Raw genomic sequence first — 15,849 nt, forward strand, 5'->3', positions numbered from 1 at the left:
CGCACCCGCCGCGCACGGGCGCGACGTCGCTCCGCGTCAGCCCTCGTCCGCGCGCGGCCGGCCGGGCTTGCGGATGCGCCCGGCGTCGCGCGGCATGCGTCCCGCCTCGCTCAGCGCGCGCCGGAGCAGGAACTCGATCTGCGCGTTGGTGCTGCGCAACTCGTCGGCGGCCCACCGCGCGAGCGCGTCGTGGACCGCCGGGTCGAGCCGGAGCAGGAGCTTCTTGCGTTCCGCCATGGCGTCGACGAGCCCTCAGGCGTAGAGCGATCCGGTGTTGAGCACCGGTTGCGCGCTCTGGTCACCACACAGGACCACGAGCAGATTGCTCACCATCGCGGCCCTGCGCTCCTCGTCGAGCTCGATGGTGTGCTCCTTCTCGAGCTGTTCGAGGGCGGTTCCGACCATGCCGACCGCGCCCCTGACGATCTGCTCGCGCGCGGCGATGACGGCACCCGCCTGCTGGCGGCGCAGCATGGCCTGCGCGATCTCGGGCGCGTACGCGAGCCGGTTGATCCGGGATTCGACAACGCGCACGCCGGCGGATCCGACCCGCTCGTCGACTTCCGCGGAGAGCCTCGAGGTGATCTCGTCGGCGTTCTGCCGCAGCGACAACGTCTCCGGGCCCGCGTCGTACGGGTAGCTGCCGGCGATGTGGCGGACGGCCGCCTCGGTCTGCACGGCGACGAACTCCTCGAAGTCGTCGACGTCGAACACGGCCCGGGCGGTGTCCTCGACCTGCCACACGATGACGGCGGAGATCTCGATGGGGTTGCCGTCGGCGTCGTTGACCTTGGCGATCCCGGTCTCGTGGTTGCGGATGCGGGTGGAGATCTTGCGCCGGGTGTTGAGCGGGTTCATCCAGCGCAGCCCGTCCTGCCGGAGGGTGCCCGAGTACGAGCTGCCGAGCAACTGCAGCACGCGGGCCTCGTTGGGTTCGACGAGGACCAGGCCGGCGAGCGCCACGGTGGCGGGGACGAACAGCACCGCGCCGGCCACGACGAGCGCGACGTTGTGGTTCACCGCGCCGAACACGGCGAGCGCCGCTGCCACGACGTCCACGGCGAGCGCGATCGCGAGGACGGACCAGCCGCTCGCGGATCGTCCGGGCCGCTCGATGGTTACGGAGGGCGTGGCGGACATGGCGGTGACTCCCTTCCCGGTCATTGCAATGCGATATTAAAGTGATATCACATTTTTGGTCGTGTGGGAAAGCCCGTGAGTCCCTCCGCCGGTGGTCGCGCCGGCCCCGATCGTGCCGACGGCACGGCCCCGATCGTGCCGACGGCACGGCCCCGATCGTGCCGACGGCACGGCGGCGACGGGGACGCCGGTGCATCATGGGTGCGGACCCACGGAAGGGAGGGCGGTGATGACGACGGACGCACCGGCGACCCCCGTCGACGTCGTGGTGATCGGCGCGGGACAGGCCGGGCTGTCCACCGCCTACTTCCTGCAGCGGTTCGGCGTCGAACCGGAGTCCGGGTTCGTCGTGCTGGACCGGTCGTTCGGCCCCGGCGGCGCCTGGCAGGAGCGGTGGCCGTCGTTGACGCTGAGCACCGTCAACGGAGTACACGACCTGCCGGGGTGGCCGTTCTCCGAAGCGGTCGACACCACCGCCGGGCAGGTGCCGGCGGCCGCCGCGGTTCCCGAGTACTACCGCGCCTACGAGGCCCGCTTCCACCTGCCGGTGCACCGCCCCGTCCAGGTCGACGTGGTGTGCGCCCGCGGCGAGCGACTGCGCGTGGAGACCGACCGCGGCGTGTATTCCGCCCGCGGACTGGTCAACGCCACCGGCACGTGGGAACACCCCTTCGTGCCCTGGTACCCGGGCGCCACCCGCTTCCGCGGACGCCAGCTGCACACCCGGGACTACCGCAGCGCCGACGAGTTCACCGGCCGCCACGTCCTCGTCGTCGGCGGCGGCATCTCGGCGGTGCAGCTGCTCGACGAGATCTCCCGCGTCACCGAAACCACCTGGGTGACCCGCCGCGAACCCGCCTGGCGCAACGAGGATTTCACCCCGGAACTCGGCCGGGCCGCCGTCGCGCTGGTCGAGGACCGGGTACGGCGGGGCCTGCCGCCCGGGTCGGTGGTGTCGGTGACCGGACTGCCGGTCACGCCCGCTATCCGTGCGGCCCGCGAACGCGGCGCACTCGACCGCCTCCCGATGTTCGACGAGATCACCGAGACCGGCGTCCGGTGGCCCGACGGCACCACGCTCGATGTCGATGTCATCCTGTGGTGCACCGGTTTCCGCAGTTCCCTCGACCATCTCGCGCCCCTCGGCCTGCGCAATCCCGGCGGCGGCATCACCATGACGGGGAAGCTGGCGACGCAGGTCTCCGCGGACCCGCGGGTCCACCTCGTCGGGTACGGGCCGTCGGCGTCGACCATCGGCGCGAACCGCGCCGGTCGCGCCGCCGCCCGCGAACTCGTCGACCATCTCGCGGCCACCGCGCCGGGGCCGTGATCCGCCGCATCGGCGCCGTCCTGGCGATGGTGTCCGCCGGACTGGTGCTCACCGCGCCGGCGACGGTCGAGATCGTCGTGCTGCCGCCGCCACCCCCGGCACCCGCCCCGCCCGTCGTGCCTACCACCGAGGAGGTGGCGGCACGGATCACGCCGGCCGTCGTCACCCTCTCCGCCAACCGCGGCTGGCGCGGCATCTCGGGCACCGGCATCGTCCTCACCGCCGACGGCACGGTGCTCACGAACCACCACGTCGTCACCGGCGCCACCGACATCAGCGCGGTCAGCCCCCACACGGGTGCGAGTTACGACGTCGCGGTGCTCGGCTACGACACCACCCTCGACATCGCCGTACTGCAACTCGGCTCCGCCGCCGGCCTGCCGGTCGCGGCCGTCACCGAGAGCCCCCTTCCGCAACCGGGAGCGCCGGTGACCGCCTTCGGCAACGCGGACGGCGGCGGGGTCGTCGTGCCTGCGCCCGGCACGGTCGTCGCCGTCGACAAGACGGTGTCGGTGCGCGATTCGATGGACGGATCCCTGCGCCGGCTCAGCGGAATGCTGCAGGTCGACGCGGCGATCCGGCCCGGGGACTCCGGGGGTCCGCTCGTCGACGCGTTCGGCACCGTCGTGGGGGTGAACACCGCCGGGGCCCTGGAACCGGATCCGGCCGTCGTCCCCGACCCACCCGAGGCGTACGCGGTGCCCATCGGGATCGCCCTCGACGTGGTGGACCAGGTCCGTACCGGCACGAGCGCCGGGACGGTGCACGTCGGCCCGACCCCGCTGCTCGGCGTGAGCGTCACCACCGGCCGGACCGGCGGCCAGGAGACCGGCGCCGAAGTGCTGTGGGTCGGCTACGGCACCCCGGCCGCCGGCACCGACCTCGAGATCGGCGACGTCATCGTCGCGTTCGACCGGCGCCCGGTCTCGTCCACGGCGGACCTCGAGGAAATGCTGATGGCGCGACGGCCGGGCGACAGCGTGGAGATCGGCTGGCTCGACGCCGCCGGGCAGCGACGCACCGCCACGCTCACGCTGGACGCCGGCCCGCCCCGCTGACAGGCGACCGGCGCGATGCTCGCGCGGCTGTGTGGCCGAATGTGACATGCGTTCGATCGGATCGAAGCAATGTGACATCCGGCCGGGAACGGGCCGTCGGCACGGGCGGTCAGGCGAACCGGTGCGTGGTCTGCCCGAACGGCCCCTTGGCGAAGACGAGCACCTTGCTCGGCTCGACGCGGAAGACCCAGCCCGGGTCGTCCACCGGCCCGACGGCGTCGCCGTGGACCTCGAACCGCCACTGCTGGCCGTACTTGACGTAGTACGCCTCGGCGACGTCGCGCAGCGCGTCGCCGTCGGTGACGCGCCGGGCCCGCCCCTCGACCACGACGTCCGTGCCGGCCGCCCACGTCGCGACGCCCGTGGTGACAGCCACCGCATCGTTGTGCCGGAGGTTGTGCGTCTTCTGCTCGCCCGGGCCCGTGCAGAAGACAAATCCGCCCGCGTGCCACAGTCCGATCAGCGGTGTCACATGCGGTACGCCGTCGCGCCGGACCGTGCTGAGCCAGTACAGCTGCGCGGACTCGAGAAGCTCCTCCGTGTCGGTCCACGGCAGGGGCGGCTCCCCCTCGTCCCCGAAGCGGGCATCGACGGTGGTGGTGACAGGTGTGCTCACGACGACTCCTCTCCCGGCTCCGGCCGGAGCCCGTATCGATACGGACCGGTCGGACCGGGAGAACTCATCGCCCGCGCGGGCCGAATGTCACACTGCGTCGATCAGATCGAACGCGTGTCACATTCGGCCACCGCCCCGGCCCCGCGGATCAGGAGAACGTGGCGGGATCGCCGCCGATGCGGCCGCCGTCGTCGTGCAGCCCGCGGATGCGGTCGAGGTCGTCCGCGGTCAGCTCGAAACCGAAGACGTCGAAGTTGCTCGCGATGCGCTCGGGCGTGACGGACTTCGGGATGACGATGGTGCCGAGCTGGATGTGCCAGCGCAGGATCACCTGCGCGACGGTGCGGCCGTGCGCCTGCGCGATCGACGTCAGCGTCGGGTCCTCGAGCACGGTGCCCTGGCCGAGGGGGCTCCAGGCCTCGGTGGCGATGCCCTTGCCGGTGTGATACGCCCGCAGCTCGGCCTGGTTGAACCGCGGATGCAGCTCGATCTGGTTGACGGCCGGGACCTCGCCGACGGCGTCGATCAGCCGGTCGAGATCCTCGATCCGGAAGTTGGAGACGCCGATCGAGCGGGCGCGGCCCTCCGCCTTGATCTTCTGGAAGGCGCGGAAGGTAGCGATGTAGCGGTCCTGGGCCGGCGCCGGCCAGTGGATCAGGTACAGGTCGACGTAGTCGAGGCCGAGCCTGCCCAGGCTCGTGTCGAAGGCGCGCAGCGCCGAGTCGTAGCCCTGGTCGCTGTTCCACAGCTTGGTGGTGACGAACAGCTCGTCGCGGGGGACGCCCGAGTCGCGCAGCGCGCGGCCGGTGCCGGCCTCGTTGCCGTAGAGGGCCGCGGTGTCGATGCTGCGGTAGCCCACCCGCAGCGCCTCGGTCACCGCGTCGTAGCTCTGCTCGTCCTCGACCTGCCACAGGCCGAAGCCGAGCTGCGGAATCGTGTTGCCGTCGTTGAGGGTGATCGTGGGAACGGTCATGATCGGCCCAACCCGTTCCGGCCGCCCGGTGTTCCCCGCATCCCACCATCCGGAAACCCCGCGACGCGCGTGGGGATAATCGAGAGGTGACTGCAACACTGCGCATCAGCGGCCTGTCCGCCTCCCGGGGCGAACGCACCCTGTTCACCGACCTGAGCCTGACCGTCGCGCCCGGCGACGTGATCGGCCTGGTCGGCGCCAACGGCGCAGGCAAGTCCACCCTGCTCACGACGCTCGCCGGGGTCGGCACCGCCGACGTCACCGGCACGGTCGTCCTCAGCCCGCCCGACGCCACCGTCGGGTATCTCGCCCAGGAACCCGAGCGCGTCCCGGGCGAGACGATCCTCGGCTTCCTCGGCCGACGGACCGGTGTCACCGACGCCGAGCACGCGATGAACGCCGCGGCCGAGGCGCTGGGGACCACCGATGTCGACGACTACACCCCCGCCCTGGAACGGTGGCTCGCGCTCGGCGGCGCGGATCTCGCCGAACGCGCCGAGAAGGTCGTCGCCGACCTGGGCCTCGAGGTCGGGCTGGACGCGCCCATGACGGGGCTCTCCGGGGGACAGGCGGCGCGGGCCGGGCTGGCGGCCCTGCTGCTGTCCCGGTACGACGTGCTGCTGCTCGACGAACCCACGAACGACCTCGATCTGGCCGGCCTCGATCAGCTCGAGCGATTCGTCGCCGAGACCCGCACCGCGCTGATGGTGATCAGCCACGACCGCGAGTTCCTGGCCCGCACGGTCACCGGGATCGTCGAACTGGATCTGACGCAGCAACAGATCGCGGTGTACGACGGCGGTTACGAGGCCTACCTCGTCGAACGCGAGGTGGCTCGGCGGCACGCCCGCGAGACCTACGAGGAGTACGCGGACACCAAGCAGGAGCTCGAGGATCGCGCCCGGATGCAGCGCAACTGGCTCGAGCACGGGGTCCGCAACGCCCGCCGCAAGTCCAAGGACAACGACAAGCTCGGCAAGAAGTTCCGCGCCGAGGCCACCGAGAAGCAGGCGGCGAAGGCGCGGCAGACGCAGCGCCGCATCGAGCGGCTCGACGTCGTCGAGGAGCCGCGCAAGGAGTGGGAGCTGCGCATGTCGATCGCGGCGGCGCCGCGCAGCGGTGCGGTGGTGGCCACCCTGAACGGCGCACGCGTCGACCGCGGCGACTTCGTGCTCGGCCCCGTCACGACGCAGGTGCAGTGGGGCGACCGGATCGTCGTCACCGGCCCGAACGGCGCCGGGAAGACGACGCTGCTGCGCCTGCTGCTGGGCCGGATCCGGCCCGACACCGGCACCGCGGCCCTCGGGTCGGGCGTGAGGATCGGCGAGATCGACCAGGCACGTGCGCTGTTCGAGGGCGACGAGCCGCTCGTGGACGCCTTCGCCGCGCAGGTGCCGGATTGGCCGGACGCGGAGGTGCGGACGCTGCTCGCCAAGTTCGGGCTCAGGGGCCACCACGTGCTGCGGTCCGCGTCGTCGCTGTCACCGGGCGAACGCACCCGGGCCGGACTGGCCCTGCTGCAGGCCCGCGGGGTGAACCTGCTGGTGCTCGACGAACCGACGAACCACCTGGACCTGCCCGCGATCGAGCAGCTCGAGCAGGCCGTCGACAGCTTCGAGGGCACGCTGCTGCTGGTCACCCACGATCGCCGGATGCTCGCCAACACCCGTTCGACCCGCCGGTGGCACCTCGACGGGGGGCGGCTGACGGAGGAGCCGGCATGACGGCGGGCAGCGTCCGGGTGGACAGCTGGACCTGGGCGGTGCGCCTGTTCAAGACGCGGTCCGCCGCCGCGGCCGCGTGCCGCGGCGGGCACGTGCGGGTCAACGACGCCCCCGCGAAGCCGTCGCAGCCCGTGAAGGTCGGCGACGAGGTGCGGGTGCGCGTGGCCGGGGCGGAACGGATCGTGCGGGTGACGCAGCTGCTGGCCAAGCGGGTGGGGGCGCCGGTCGCCGCCCAGGCGTACGAGGACCACAGTCCCCCTCCCCCACCGAAGGAGATCCTCGCCTCGATTCCCCGCCGCGACCGCGGCACGGGCCGGCCCACCAAGCGGGACCGGCGCGAGCTCGACCGGCTCCGCGGGCTGCTCGAGTAGGACTCCCGCGGGTCTTTCGGCGGCGCGCCGGGGTGCTGCCTGCCGCGCGGACGCGTCGACACCGCTTGACCGTTCGTTGGGTTTTTACAATACTTCGTTGTATGAGTCCGGTACGTCGGGGGGAAACCCTGCCGATTCACAACCGCATCCGCGTCCTGCGCGCGGAACGCGGGATGAGCCGCGCGCAGCTCGCGCAGCTCGTCGAGGTCAATCCCCAGACCGTCGGCGCCCTCGAGCGTGGCGACCACTACCCGAGCCTCGACCTCGCCTTCCGCATCTGCGACGTCTTCGGCCTCCCGGTCGAGGCCGTGTTCTCCCGCACCGAGTTCGGGCCGCTGTCCACCGAGGTGTACCGGATCCGCACCGCAACCGAAGGACGTGACGCACAGTGACCGAGATGCCCGTGCACGACGCCACCCTCCTCGAACGGTACGAGGCCTTCCGCACCCGGCGCTTCCTGAGGAACGAAGAAAAGTTCCGGAACATGTTGCCGCGCTGGCGCACTCGTCGACGCCGCCGAATCCTGGTCGTAGCTCTCGCCGCGACGTTCGTTCTCATGTTCACCGTGGGCGTGCTGTGCCACTTCTTCGAACGGGGACCACTGCTGTGGCTGCCGGCGTGCCTGGCGTTCTTCCCCCTCTGGATCTCGCTGCAGATCGTCTCGGGCCGGCAGGGCGACGCACCGCGCGCGGCCCTCGACGAGCGGGAGATCCAGGAACGCAACAGCGCTCGCTCGATCGCCCTGACCGTGACCCAGTCCCTGGTGATGATTCCGGTGCTCTACCTCGTCGTCGGCAGCGTGCTGACCGACGGCATGCATCCCAGGATGGCCTATGCGGGCGGGCTCATGACGCTGACCGCGACGCTGATCGGCGGTTGCCTGCCCGCGATGATCCTCGCCTGGAACAACCCCGATCACGACGAAACCGACTGACGCAGAGAACAACCCGAGAAGACGGAGGAAACGTGACGCTCACGATCAACGGTGTCTCGAAACGATACGGTGACGTCGTCGCGCTCGACGACGTCACCTTCGACGTGCGGCCCGGTGAGCTGTTCGGCTTCGTCGGCAGCAACGGCGCCGGGAAGACCACCACCATGCGGATCGTCCTCGGGGTGCTCGCCGCCGACTCCGGTGAGGTCCGGCTCGACGGCCGGCCCGTCGACCTCCAGGTGCGCCGCACCATCGGGTACATGCCGGAGGAACGGGGGCTGTACCCCAAGATGCAGGTCGGCGCGCAACTGTCGTACCTCGCTCGGCTGCACGGACTCTCCCGTTCCGAGGCCGATGCCGCCGTGACGCGCTGGACGAGCCGGCTGGGCATCGCCGAGCGGGTGGACGACGCCGTCGACGCGCTCTCCCTCGGTAACCAGCAGCGGGTCCAGCTCGCGGCCGCCCTGGTGCACGACCCGAGGGTGCTGGTCCTCGACGAGCCGTTCTCGGGCCTGGACCCCGTCGCCGTCGACGTCATGAGCGACGTGCTGATGGAGAAGGCCGAAACCGGTGTCCCGGTGATCTTCTCGAGCCACCAGCTCGATCTCGTGCAACGGCTCTGCCACCGTGTCGGGATCATTTCCAAGGGAACGATGCGCGCCGTCGGCACCGTCGACGAACTGCGCGGCCACGGTGAGGCCCGGCTCGAGGTGCACGCCCCACAGGCCCCCGAGGGCTGGGCCGCCGGGCTGCCCGGCGTCACCACCGTCGCGCACGGCGGCGGGCGCACCGTCCTCGTCCTCGGCAACGGCGCCGACGACCAGCAGATCCTCCGGGCCGCGCTCGCCACCGGCCCGGTGCACGAGTTCTCCGTTCGTCGGCCGACATTGACCGACCTGTTCCGAGAGGTGGTCGCCGCGTGAGCGCCCCGTTGAGTCCCGCCCGCGCCGTCGCGCTGGTGGCCCGCCGTGAGTTCCTCACCCAGATCCGCAAGAAGAGCTTCCTGATCAGCAACGCGATCATCCTGCTCGCAATCGTCGGCGGCATCGTCGCCGTGTCGCTGTTCTCCGGCGACGACGAACCCGCCACCGTCGGCGTCGTCGGCGACCCGGCCCTCGGCGCCGCCGTCACCGCCGTCGGAGAAGCCACGGGCAGCCCGGTCGACGTCACGGAGATCCCGGACGCCGGCACCGGCCGCGACCGGGTACGCGACGGCGAGCTCGACGTCGCGCTGGTCCCGGGCCCGGCGGGTTCCGTCACCGCCGTCGCCGAATCGGAGATCGATCCGGCCCTGCGCGCGACGATCGACACGGCCGTCGCGCAGCAGGCGCAGGTCGAGGCCCTCACCGCGCGCGGCGTCGACCCGTCCGCGCTGGCGGCGGACACCGCCCGCGCGACCGTGACCGTCGAGGCCCTCGACCCGCCGGACCCGGAGCAGGCGCAGCGCACCACCCTGGCGATCGCGGCGGTCGTGTTGCTCTACATGCAGATCATGATGTTCGGGATGTACGTGGCGATGGGCGTGGTCGAGGAGAAGTCGTCGCGCGTGGTGGAGCTGCTGCTGTCGACGCTGCGCCCGCTGCAGTTGCTGTGGGGCAAGATCCTCGGCATCGGTGCGGTGGGTCTGCTGCAGCTCACCGCATACGGGGTGGCCGGGGTGGGGGCCGGTCTCGCCACCGGCACACTCACCGTCACCGGCGCGGCCCTGGGCACGCTCGCCGGCACACTGGGCTGGTTCGTCCTCGGGTTCGCGTTCTTCGCGGTCCTCTACGCCGCGGCCGGCTCGATGGTGTCGCGCCAGGAGGACGTGAACGCCACCGCGTCCCCGCTGATGGTGCTCATCGTCGCGATGTTCTTCGCGGCCTTCTCGTCCGTGGACGACCCCGAGTCGACGTGGAGCACCGTGCTGAGCTGGATCCCGCCGTTCTCGGCGATCCTGATGCCGCTGCGCATCGCCTCCGGCGTGGCGACCCCGCTGCAGATCGTCGGCACGATCGTGCTGATGCTGCTCGTGACCGGCGCCCTGAGCGTGGTCGGGGCGCGGATCTACCGCCGGTCCATCCTGCGCATCGGCCGCGTGGTCACCTGGAAGGAGGCGATCGGCCGGTAGGCGCCGGTGCGTCCTTCGGGAGCCTGGAGGCGCCCGAAGGACGCACGGCTAGGGTCGTGCCATGGCCCTCAGGATCTCGGCGCAGGAGTTCATCGACAGCGTGCTCGATGCGGGCAGCTTCCACTCCTGGGACACCGCCCCCGTCGACGTGCACCCCGACGAGCAGTACCGCGCCGAGCTCGAGGCCGCGGCGGCGAAGTCCGGCGTCGACGAGTCCGTGATCACCGGCGTCGGAACCGTGCACGGCCGGCACGTCGCGGTGATCGCCTGCGAGTTCGCTTTTCTCGCCGGGTCGATCGGGGTGGCCGCGGCCGAGCGCATCGTCCTCGCCGTGGAACGCGCCACCCGCGAGCAGCTGCCGCTGCTGGCCTCCCCCACGTCCGGCGGCACCCGGATGCAGGAGGGCACCCTCGCGTTCGTGCAGATGGTCAAGATCGCGGCGGCCGTCACCGCTCACAAGGCCGCGCACCTCGGCTATCTGGTGTACCTGCGCAACCCCACCACCGGCGGGGTGTTCGCGTCGTGGGGTTCGCTCGGGCACGTCACCGCCGCCGAACCCGGCGCGCTCGTCGGCTTTCTCGGCCCCCGCGTCTACCAGGCGCTCTACCACGAGGCCTTCCCGGAGGGCGTACAGACCGCCGAGAACCTGTCCCAGAAGGGCGTGATCGACGGGGTGGTGCCGCTCGCCGGGGTCCGCCAGCTCGTGCACCGGATGCTCCGCGTGCTCACCGAGCCGACGGTCATCGATGCGTCCGCAGGTCCCGCGGTCACCTCCGCCGACGACGTGCCCGACGTGCCGGCGTGGCAGTCGGTAATGCTCTCCCGCCGGACGGAGCGTCCCGGCATCCGGCAGTTGCTGCGGCATGCCGCGGCCGCGCAGGTCCCGCTGTCCGGCACCGGGCAGGGCGAGTCCGACCGCACCGTGCTGGTCTCGCTCGCCCGGTTCCGCGGCGCGTCGTGCGTGCTGTTCGGCCAGGACCGCAGCGGGCAGTCCGCAGCGCGGACGATGGGTCCGGGCGCGCTGCGCGAGGCGCGGCGCGCGATGCGGCTGGCCGACGAACTCCGCCTTCCCCTCGTGCTGGTGATCGACACGCTCGGCGCCTCGCTGTCCAAGGAGGCCGAGGAACGCGGACTCGCGCCGGAGATCGCCCGCTGCCTGGCCGACCTGGTGACCCTGCCGACGCCCACGGTGTCGGTGCTCCTCGGGCAGGGCACCGGCGGTGGCGCGCTGGCGCTGCTGCCCGCCGACCGGGTGCTGTGCGCGCAGAACGGCTGGCTCGCCCCGCTGCCGCCCGAGGGCGCCAGCGCGATCGTGCACCGCGACACCACCCACGCCCCGCAGATGGCGGCGGCTCAGGGCATCCGCTCCCGCGACCTGCTGCGCGACGGTGTCGTCGACGGTGTGATCCCCGAGTTCCCCGATGCCGCGGAGGAGCCCACCGAGTTCGCCAAGCGTGTCGGTGCCGCCGTCGCCCGCGAACTCGGCGTGCTCGTCAGCCAGGACCCGACGCTGCGATACCGGCGGCGGCTCGAGCGCTATCGGAAGCTGGGGCTGCCCCGGTAGTCGCGTGCCCGCTCACCGACGCCGAGGCGCCGCCCGGCGCACCGGCCGAACGGGCAGTGCCTCACCCCGGGGGCTCTCGAATAGGGTGGTCAGCGTCACAGTCTGTGGTCAGAGAGGATGCGAATCGATGAGCTCGTACGCGGAGGCCTTCCGGCAGAGCGTGGAGGACCCCGAGGGGTTCTGGCTCGAGGCGGCCCGCGCCGTGGACTGGGTGAACGCGCCGACGCGCGCCCTCGACGGCTCGCAGGCCCCGTCGTTCCGCTGGTTCCCCGACGGCACGCTCAACACCAGCTTCAACGCCCTCGACCGGCACGTGCAGGCCGGGCACGGCGACCGGCCCGCCCTGATCTGGGATTCGGCGATGGTCCCCGCCAAGCGCACCTACACCTACGCCGAGCTGCTGGACGAGGTCGCGGCCTTCGCCGGGGTGCTGCGCGATCAGGGCGTCGTCGCCGGCGACCGCGTCGTGATCTACATGCCGATGATCCCGGAGGCCGCGATCGCGATGCTCGCGTGTGCCCGCATCGGCGCCGTGCACTCGGTGGTGTTCGGCGGTTTCGCCGCCAAGGAACTCGCCACCCGCATCGACGACGCCCGGCCGGTGCTGCTCGTCACCGCCTCCGGCGGCCTCGAGCCGGGCCGCACCGTCGAGTACCTGCCCATGGTCGAGCAGGCACTGTCACTGTCGCAGACCCCGCCGCACACCGTGATCGTCAAGAACCGGGAGATGATCCCGGGCTCGGCCGCCGACTACAAGGCCTCCGTCGCCACGTGGTTCGACTGGGACGAGCTCACCGCCGACGCGGACCCGGCCGGGCCGGTCACCGTCGCGGCCACCGACCCGCTGTACATCCTCTACACCTCCGGCACCACGGGGAAGCCGAAGGGCGTGGTGCGCGACAACGGCGGGCACGCGGTGGCGCTGACCTGGTCGATGCGCAACATCTACGACATCTCCCCCGGCGACGTGTGGTGGACCGCGTCCGACGTGGGCTGGGTCGTCGGCCACTCCTACATCGTCTACGGCCCGCTGCTGATCGGCGCGACCACCGTCATGTACGAGGGCAAGCCGGTGGGCACACCGGATGCCGGCGCGTTCTGGCGGATCATCAACGAGAACAGCGTCGTCGCGTTGTTCACCGCGCCCACCGCGATCCGCGCCGTCCGCAAGGCCGACCCCGAGGCGAAGGAGCTGGAGAACTACGACATCTCCTCCCTCCGTACGCTCTTCGCCGCGGGCGAGCGGCTCGACCCGGACACCTACGAGTGGGCGACGAAGGTACTCGACCGGCCCGTCGTCGACCACTGGTGGCAGACCGAGACCGGCTGGGCGATCGCCGCGAACCTGCGCGGCCTGGACCCCATGCCGATCAAGGCGGGCTCGCCCACCGTGCCGGTACCGGGCTACCGCGTCGACATCGTCGATGCCGAGGGCAAGCCCGTCGAAGCCGGCACCGAGGGCAACATCGTGATCGCTCTGCCGCTGCCCCCGGGCACCCTGACCGGGCTGTGGCAGGACGAGGACCGCTACCGGCGGTCGTACCTGGAGACATTCCCGGGCTACTACCTCACCGGCGATTCCGGCTACGTCGACGAGGACGGCTACGTGTTCGTCCTCGGCCGGTCCGACGACGTCATCAACGTTGCCGGCCATCGGCTTTCGACCGGAAGCATGGAGGCCGTGGTGGCGTCGCACCCGGCCGTCGCCGAGTGCGCGGTCGTCGGCATCCGCGACGAGCTCAAGGGCCAGCGGCCGTCCGGGTACGTGGTGCTCAAGTCCGGCGTCGAGATCGACCCGGAGACGCTGCGGCAGGAACTCGTGGCGATGGTGCGCGAGCAGATCGGCGCGGTCGCCACATTCCGTGACGTGACCGTGGTGCAGGCGCTGCCGAAGACCCGCTCCGGCAAGATCCTCCGCAAGACGATGCGGCAGATCGCCGACCACGAGCAGTACACCGTGCCGTCGACGATCGAGGACCCGTCGGTGCTCGAGGCGCTCGAGCAGCAACTGCGCGGATAGCTCGCCGCTCGCAACGTCGAGAGGGAGGTTGTTGCGGAGCCCTTTCGGGCGATGCCGCAACAACCTCCCTCTCGACAAGGAGACCTCCCGCTCAGTGCTTGCGGCGGCGGCGCACCACCTTGCGCTTGCCGTTGCGCTTGCCGCGCCGGCGCGCCACCCGGCCCACGACGAGCGCCGCGACGATGCCGCCGACGACGGCCGCGACGATCTGGGGACGTTCCTGCGCTTTCACCTGGACTTCGTGCACCTTCTCCTGGGCGGCCGACTTCGCGCGGGCCGGGACGTCGACCTTGTGGGCGAGGGCCTCCACCGTCTCGGCGAGCTCGGCGCGTTGCTGCTCGACGCTGGGCACCGCGTCGGCGGCCTCGGTGTTGCGTGCGGGGTCGGGACCGGTCATCGCACATGCTCCTTCACGGTGTTCACGTCCTTGCGGATACTTTCCGCCGTCTCGCTGGGTACCGGTGGGGCCGAGTTCTTGGCCCGCGACCTGCCGACGGCGGCCAGGGTGCCGCCGACAGCCAGGACGATCAACGAGACGATCAGCGCGGCCAGCCACGGGGAGAGCACGGTGGCGAGCCCCAGGATCGCGGTCGCGATGAGGGCGCCGACGCCGAGGTAGATCAGCATCAGCCCGGCACCGGCGATGCCGACGCCGACGCCCATCCGGGTGCCCTTGGCCTTCACCTCGTCGAGGGCGTGGGTGACCTCGGTGCGCACCAGGGTCGGCACCTGGGTGGTGAGCCGCTCGATCAGTTGCGCGGTGGACAGTTCGCTGGGGTCCGTGGCACTGTGCGTGCCGCCGGGGGACGCGGTCATCGTCGAGTCCTTTCGGTGTGGTGCGACGTCTCGGTCCGATCTGTCGCCCTCCGCATCGTCGTCGGCGCCCTCGCGGGCCGACGCGGTGTGCGCAAGGCGGAGTTCACGGCCGCGGTCGATGTCCTCTTGCCGCTTCTCCTCGTTCTTCTCGATGTTGCGGGTGTCCCGCGGCGGCAGCTGCAGCGTCTCCTCCGCCTCGATGCCGGCCTGCAGCTGACGTCCACGCTCGAGCTCGGCGTCGAACTCCGCGCCGAACAGCAGCGCGAGGTTGGTGATCCACAACCACAGGAGAAACACGATCGCGCCGGCGAGGGAGCCGTAGGTCTCGTTGTAACTGCCGAAGTTGGAGACGTAGAACGCGAACGCGACCGACGCCACGATCCACGCGAGGATCGCGATGGCGGCACCCGCACTGATCCAGCGGAACTTCGGCTGCGTCACGTTCGGCGTCGCGTAGTACAGCACCGCGACGATCATGATCACCAGGATCAGGATCACGGGCCACTTCGCGATGTTCCAGACCGTCACCGCAGTCTCGCCGAGCCCGATCACGTCCCCCATCGCCCGGGCCACGGGACCGCTCACGACGAGCATGAGGGCCGTCGCGCCCATCGCGATCAGCGCGAGGGCGGTGATGAGCAGCATCCACGGCCGCAGCTTCCAGATGGGGCGTCCCTCGTCGACCTCGTAGATGCGGTTCATGGCGCGGCCGAACGCGCCGACGTAACCCGACGCCGACCACAGCGCACCGGCGATACCGACGACGAGCGCGAACCCGGCCGCCGGCGCCTGCACGAGTTGTTCGACCGGGCCGCGGAGCGTGTCCACGGCGGTGGCCGGGCCGAGATCCTCGACGATCTGCATCACCGCGTCCACGGTGCTCTGGCCCTGGCCGAACACGCCGAGCAGGGACACGACGACGAGCAGCGCCGGAAACAGGGACAGCACGGCGTAGTACGTCAGCGCGGCGGCGAGGTCGGTGCACTGATCATGACTGAACTCGCGAGCGGTCTTGCGCAGCACGAACTTCCACGACGGTTTCGTCAGGTCGGTCGGCGAGTCGGGTTTGCGAGAATCGTCCGGTCGCGGGAAGTCCTCCGCCACGTCGGGGTCGCCGTGTTTGGCCGTCATGTTGCCGCGATTACCCGTACACGGTGGGGACCAAACGCCGCGACCGGCCGGAACAGGAGGCC

The 15,849-nt window shown here is 71.3% G+C and carries 16 protein-coding genes; 10 read left to right on the top strand and 6 right to left on the bottom strand.

Annotation, left to right across the window (positions count from 1 at the left end; all coding sequences use genetic code 11):
* Positions 1 to 36: 36 nt before the first annotated feature.
* Positions 37 to 237, bottom strand: a complete 201-nt coding sequence (locus tag JYA75_RS25545; protein WP_050034723.1) for a hypothetical protein — start codon at positions 235 to 237, stop codon at positions 37 to 39.
* A gap of 15 nt (positions 238 to 252) precedes the next feature.
* Positions 253 to 1,140, bottom strand: coding sequence for an SPFH domain-containing protein (locus tag JYA75_RS25550; protein WP_029541883.1), 888 nt, complete (start codon positions 1,138 to 1,140; stop codon positions 253 to 255).
* A gap of 229 nt (positions 1,141 to 1,369) precedes the next feature.
* Between JYA75_RS25550 and JYA75_RS25555 the strand changes: the two genes are divergently transcribed.
* Entirely contained in the window at positions 1,370 to 2,470 is a 1,101-nt protein-coding gene (locus JYA75_RS25555; protein WP_185713783.1) for an NAD(P)-binding domain-containing protein, read from the top strand.
* The gene (locus JYA75_RS25560) at positions 2,467 to 3,528 is read left to right on the top strand and encodes a trypsin-like peptidase domain-containing protein (protein WP_029541879.1); all 1,062 of its coding nucleotides are present in this window, start codon (positions 2,467 to 2,469) and stop codon (positions 3,526 to 3,528) included. Before JYA75_RS25555 ends, JYA75_RS25560 begins: the two co-directional genes overlap by 4 nt.
* A gap of 109 nt (positions 3,529 to 3,637) precedes the next feature.
* Here the strand turns inward: JYA75_RS25560 and JYA75_RS25565 are convergent, their stop codons facing one another.
* Positions 3,638 to 4,144, bottom strand: a complete 507-nt coding sequence (locus JYA75_RS25565) for a pyridoxamine 5'-phosphate oxidase family protein (protein ID WP_006936055.1) — start codon at positions 4,142 to 4,144, stop codon at positions 3,638 to 3,640.
* Positions 4,145 to 4,292: 148 nt separating this feature from the next.
* Positions 4,293 to 5,117, bottom strand: coding sequence for an aldo/keto reductase (locus tag JYA75_RS25570; protein ID WP_203329515.1), 825 nt, complete (start codon positions 5,115 to 5,117; stop codon positions 4,293 to 4,295).
* A gap of 86 nt (positions 5,118 to 5,203) precedes the next feature.
* On the opposite strand from JYA75_RS25570, the gene JYA75_RS25575 reads away from it, so the two are divergent.
* The 8 genes from JYA75_RS25575 (at position 5,204) to JYA75_RS25610 (ending at position 13,840) form a co-directional block, all read left to right on the top strand.
* Positions 5,204 to 6,841: an ABC-F family ATP-binding cassette domain-containing protein gene (locus JYA75_RS25575; protein ID WP_065922927.1), complete on the top strand. Its 1,638-nt coding sequence runs from the start codon at positions 5,204 to 5,206 to the stop codon at positions 6,839 to 6,841.
* Entirely contained in the window at positions 6,838 to 7,212 is a 375-nt protein-coding gene (locus JYA75_RS25580; RefSeq protein ID WP_006936062.1) for an RNA-binding S4 domain-containing protein, read from the top strand. The genes JYA75_RS25575 and JYA75_RS25580 overlap by 4 nt, the downstream gene beginning before the upstream one ends.
* 101 nt (positions 7,213 to 7,313) lie before the next feature.
* The gene (locus JYA75_RS25585) at positions 7,314 to 7,604 is read left to right on the top strand and encodes a helix-turn-helix transcriptional regulator (RefSeq protein ID WP_029541869.1); all 291 of its coding nucleotides are present in this window, start codon (positions 7,314 to 7,316) and stop codon (positions 7,602 to 7,604) included.
* A gap of 5 nt (positions 7,605 to 7,609) precedes the next feature.
* Entirely contained in the window at positions 7,610 to 8,146 is a 537-nt protein-coding gene (locus JYA75_RS25590) for a hypothetical protein (RefSeq protein ID WP_065923525.1), read from the top strand.
* Between the two features lie 32 nt (positions 8,147 to 8,178).
* Positions 8,179 to 9,069 carry an ATP-binding cassette domain-containing protein gene (locus JYA75_RS25595; protein WP_029541864.1) on the top strand — a complete coding sequence of 297 codons (891 nt, stop codon included), beginning with the start codon at positions 8,179 to 8,181 and terminating at the stop codon, positions 9,067 to 9,069.
* On the top strand, positions 9,066 to 10,256 hold the full coding sequence (locus JYA75_RS25600) for an ABC transporter permease (protein ID WP_006936068.1): 1,191 nt from the start codon (positions 9,066 to 9,068) through the stop codon (positions 10,254 to 10,256). The genes JYA75_RS25595 and JYA75_RS25600 overlap by 4 nt, the downstream gene beginning before the upstream one ends.
* A gap of 61 nt (positions 10,257 to 10,317) precedes the next feature.
* Positions 10,318 to 11,820 (top strand): carboxyl transferase domain-containing protein, encoded by a 1,503-nt coding sequence (locus JYA75_RS25605; protein ID WP_203329516.1) that lies wholly within the window; start codon positions 10,318 to 10,320, stop codon positions 11,818 to 11,820.
* A 127-nt stretch (positions 11,821 to 11,947) separates the two neighbouring features.
* Positions 11,948 to 13,840, top strand: coding sequence for a propionyl-CoA synthetase (locus tag JYA75_RS25610; protein ID WP_168579277.1), 1,893 nt, complete (start codon positions 11,948 to 11,950; stop codon positions 13,838 to 13,840).
* Between the two features lie 91 nt (positions 13,841 to 13,931).
* Here JYA75_RS25610 and JYA75_RS25615 read toward each other — a convergent pair whose 3' ends face one another.
* Positions 13,932 to 14,237: a DUF3618 domain-containing protein gene (locus tag JYA75_RS25615; RefSeq protein ID WP_006936071.1), complete on the bottom strand. Its 306-nt coding sequence runs from the start codon at positions 14,235 to 14,237 to the stop codon at positions 13,932 to 13,934.
* Positions 14,234 to 15,787 carry a YhjD/YihY/BrkB family envelope integrity protein gene (locus JYA75_RS25620; protein WP_006936072.1) on the bottom strand — a complete coding sequence of 518 codons (1,554 nt, stop codon included), beginning with the start codon at positions 15,785 to 15,787 and terminating at the stop codon, positions 14,234 to 14,236. Before JYA75_RS25620 ends, JYA75_RS25615 begins: the two co-directional genes overlap by 4 nt.
* Positions 15,788 to 15,849 lie beyond the last annotated feature (62 nt).

Origin of the sequence: Rhodococcus sp. PSBB066 (assembly GCF_017068255.1) — a bacterium.
Lineage (GTDB): Bacteria > Actinomycetota > Actinomycetes > Mycobacteriales > Mycobacteriaceae > Rhodococcus > Rhodococcus aetherivorans.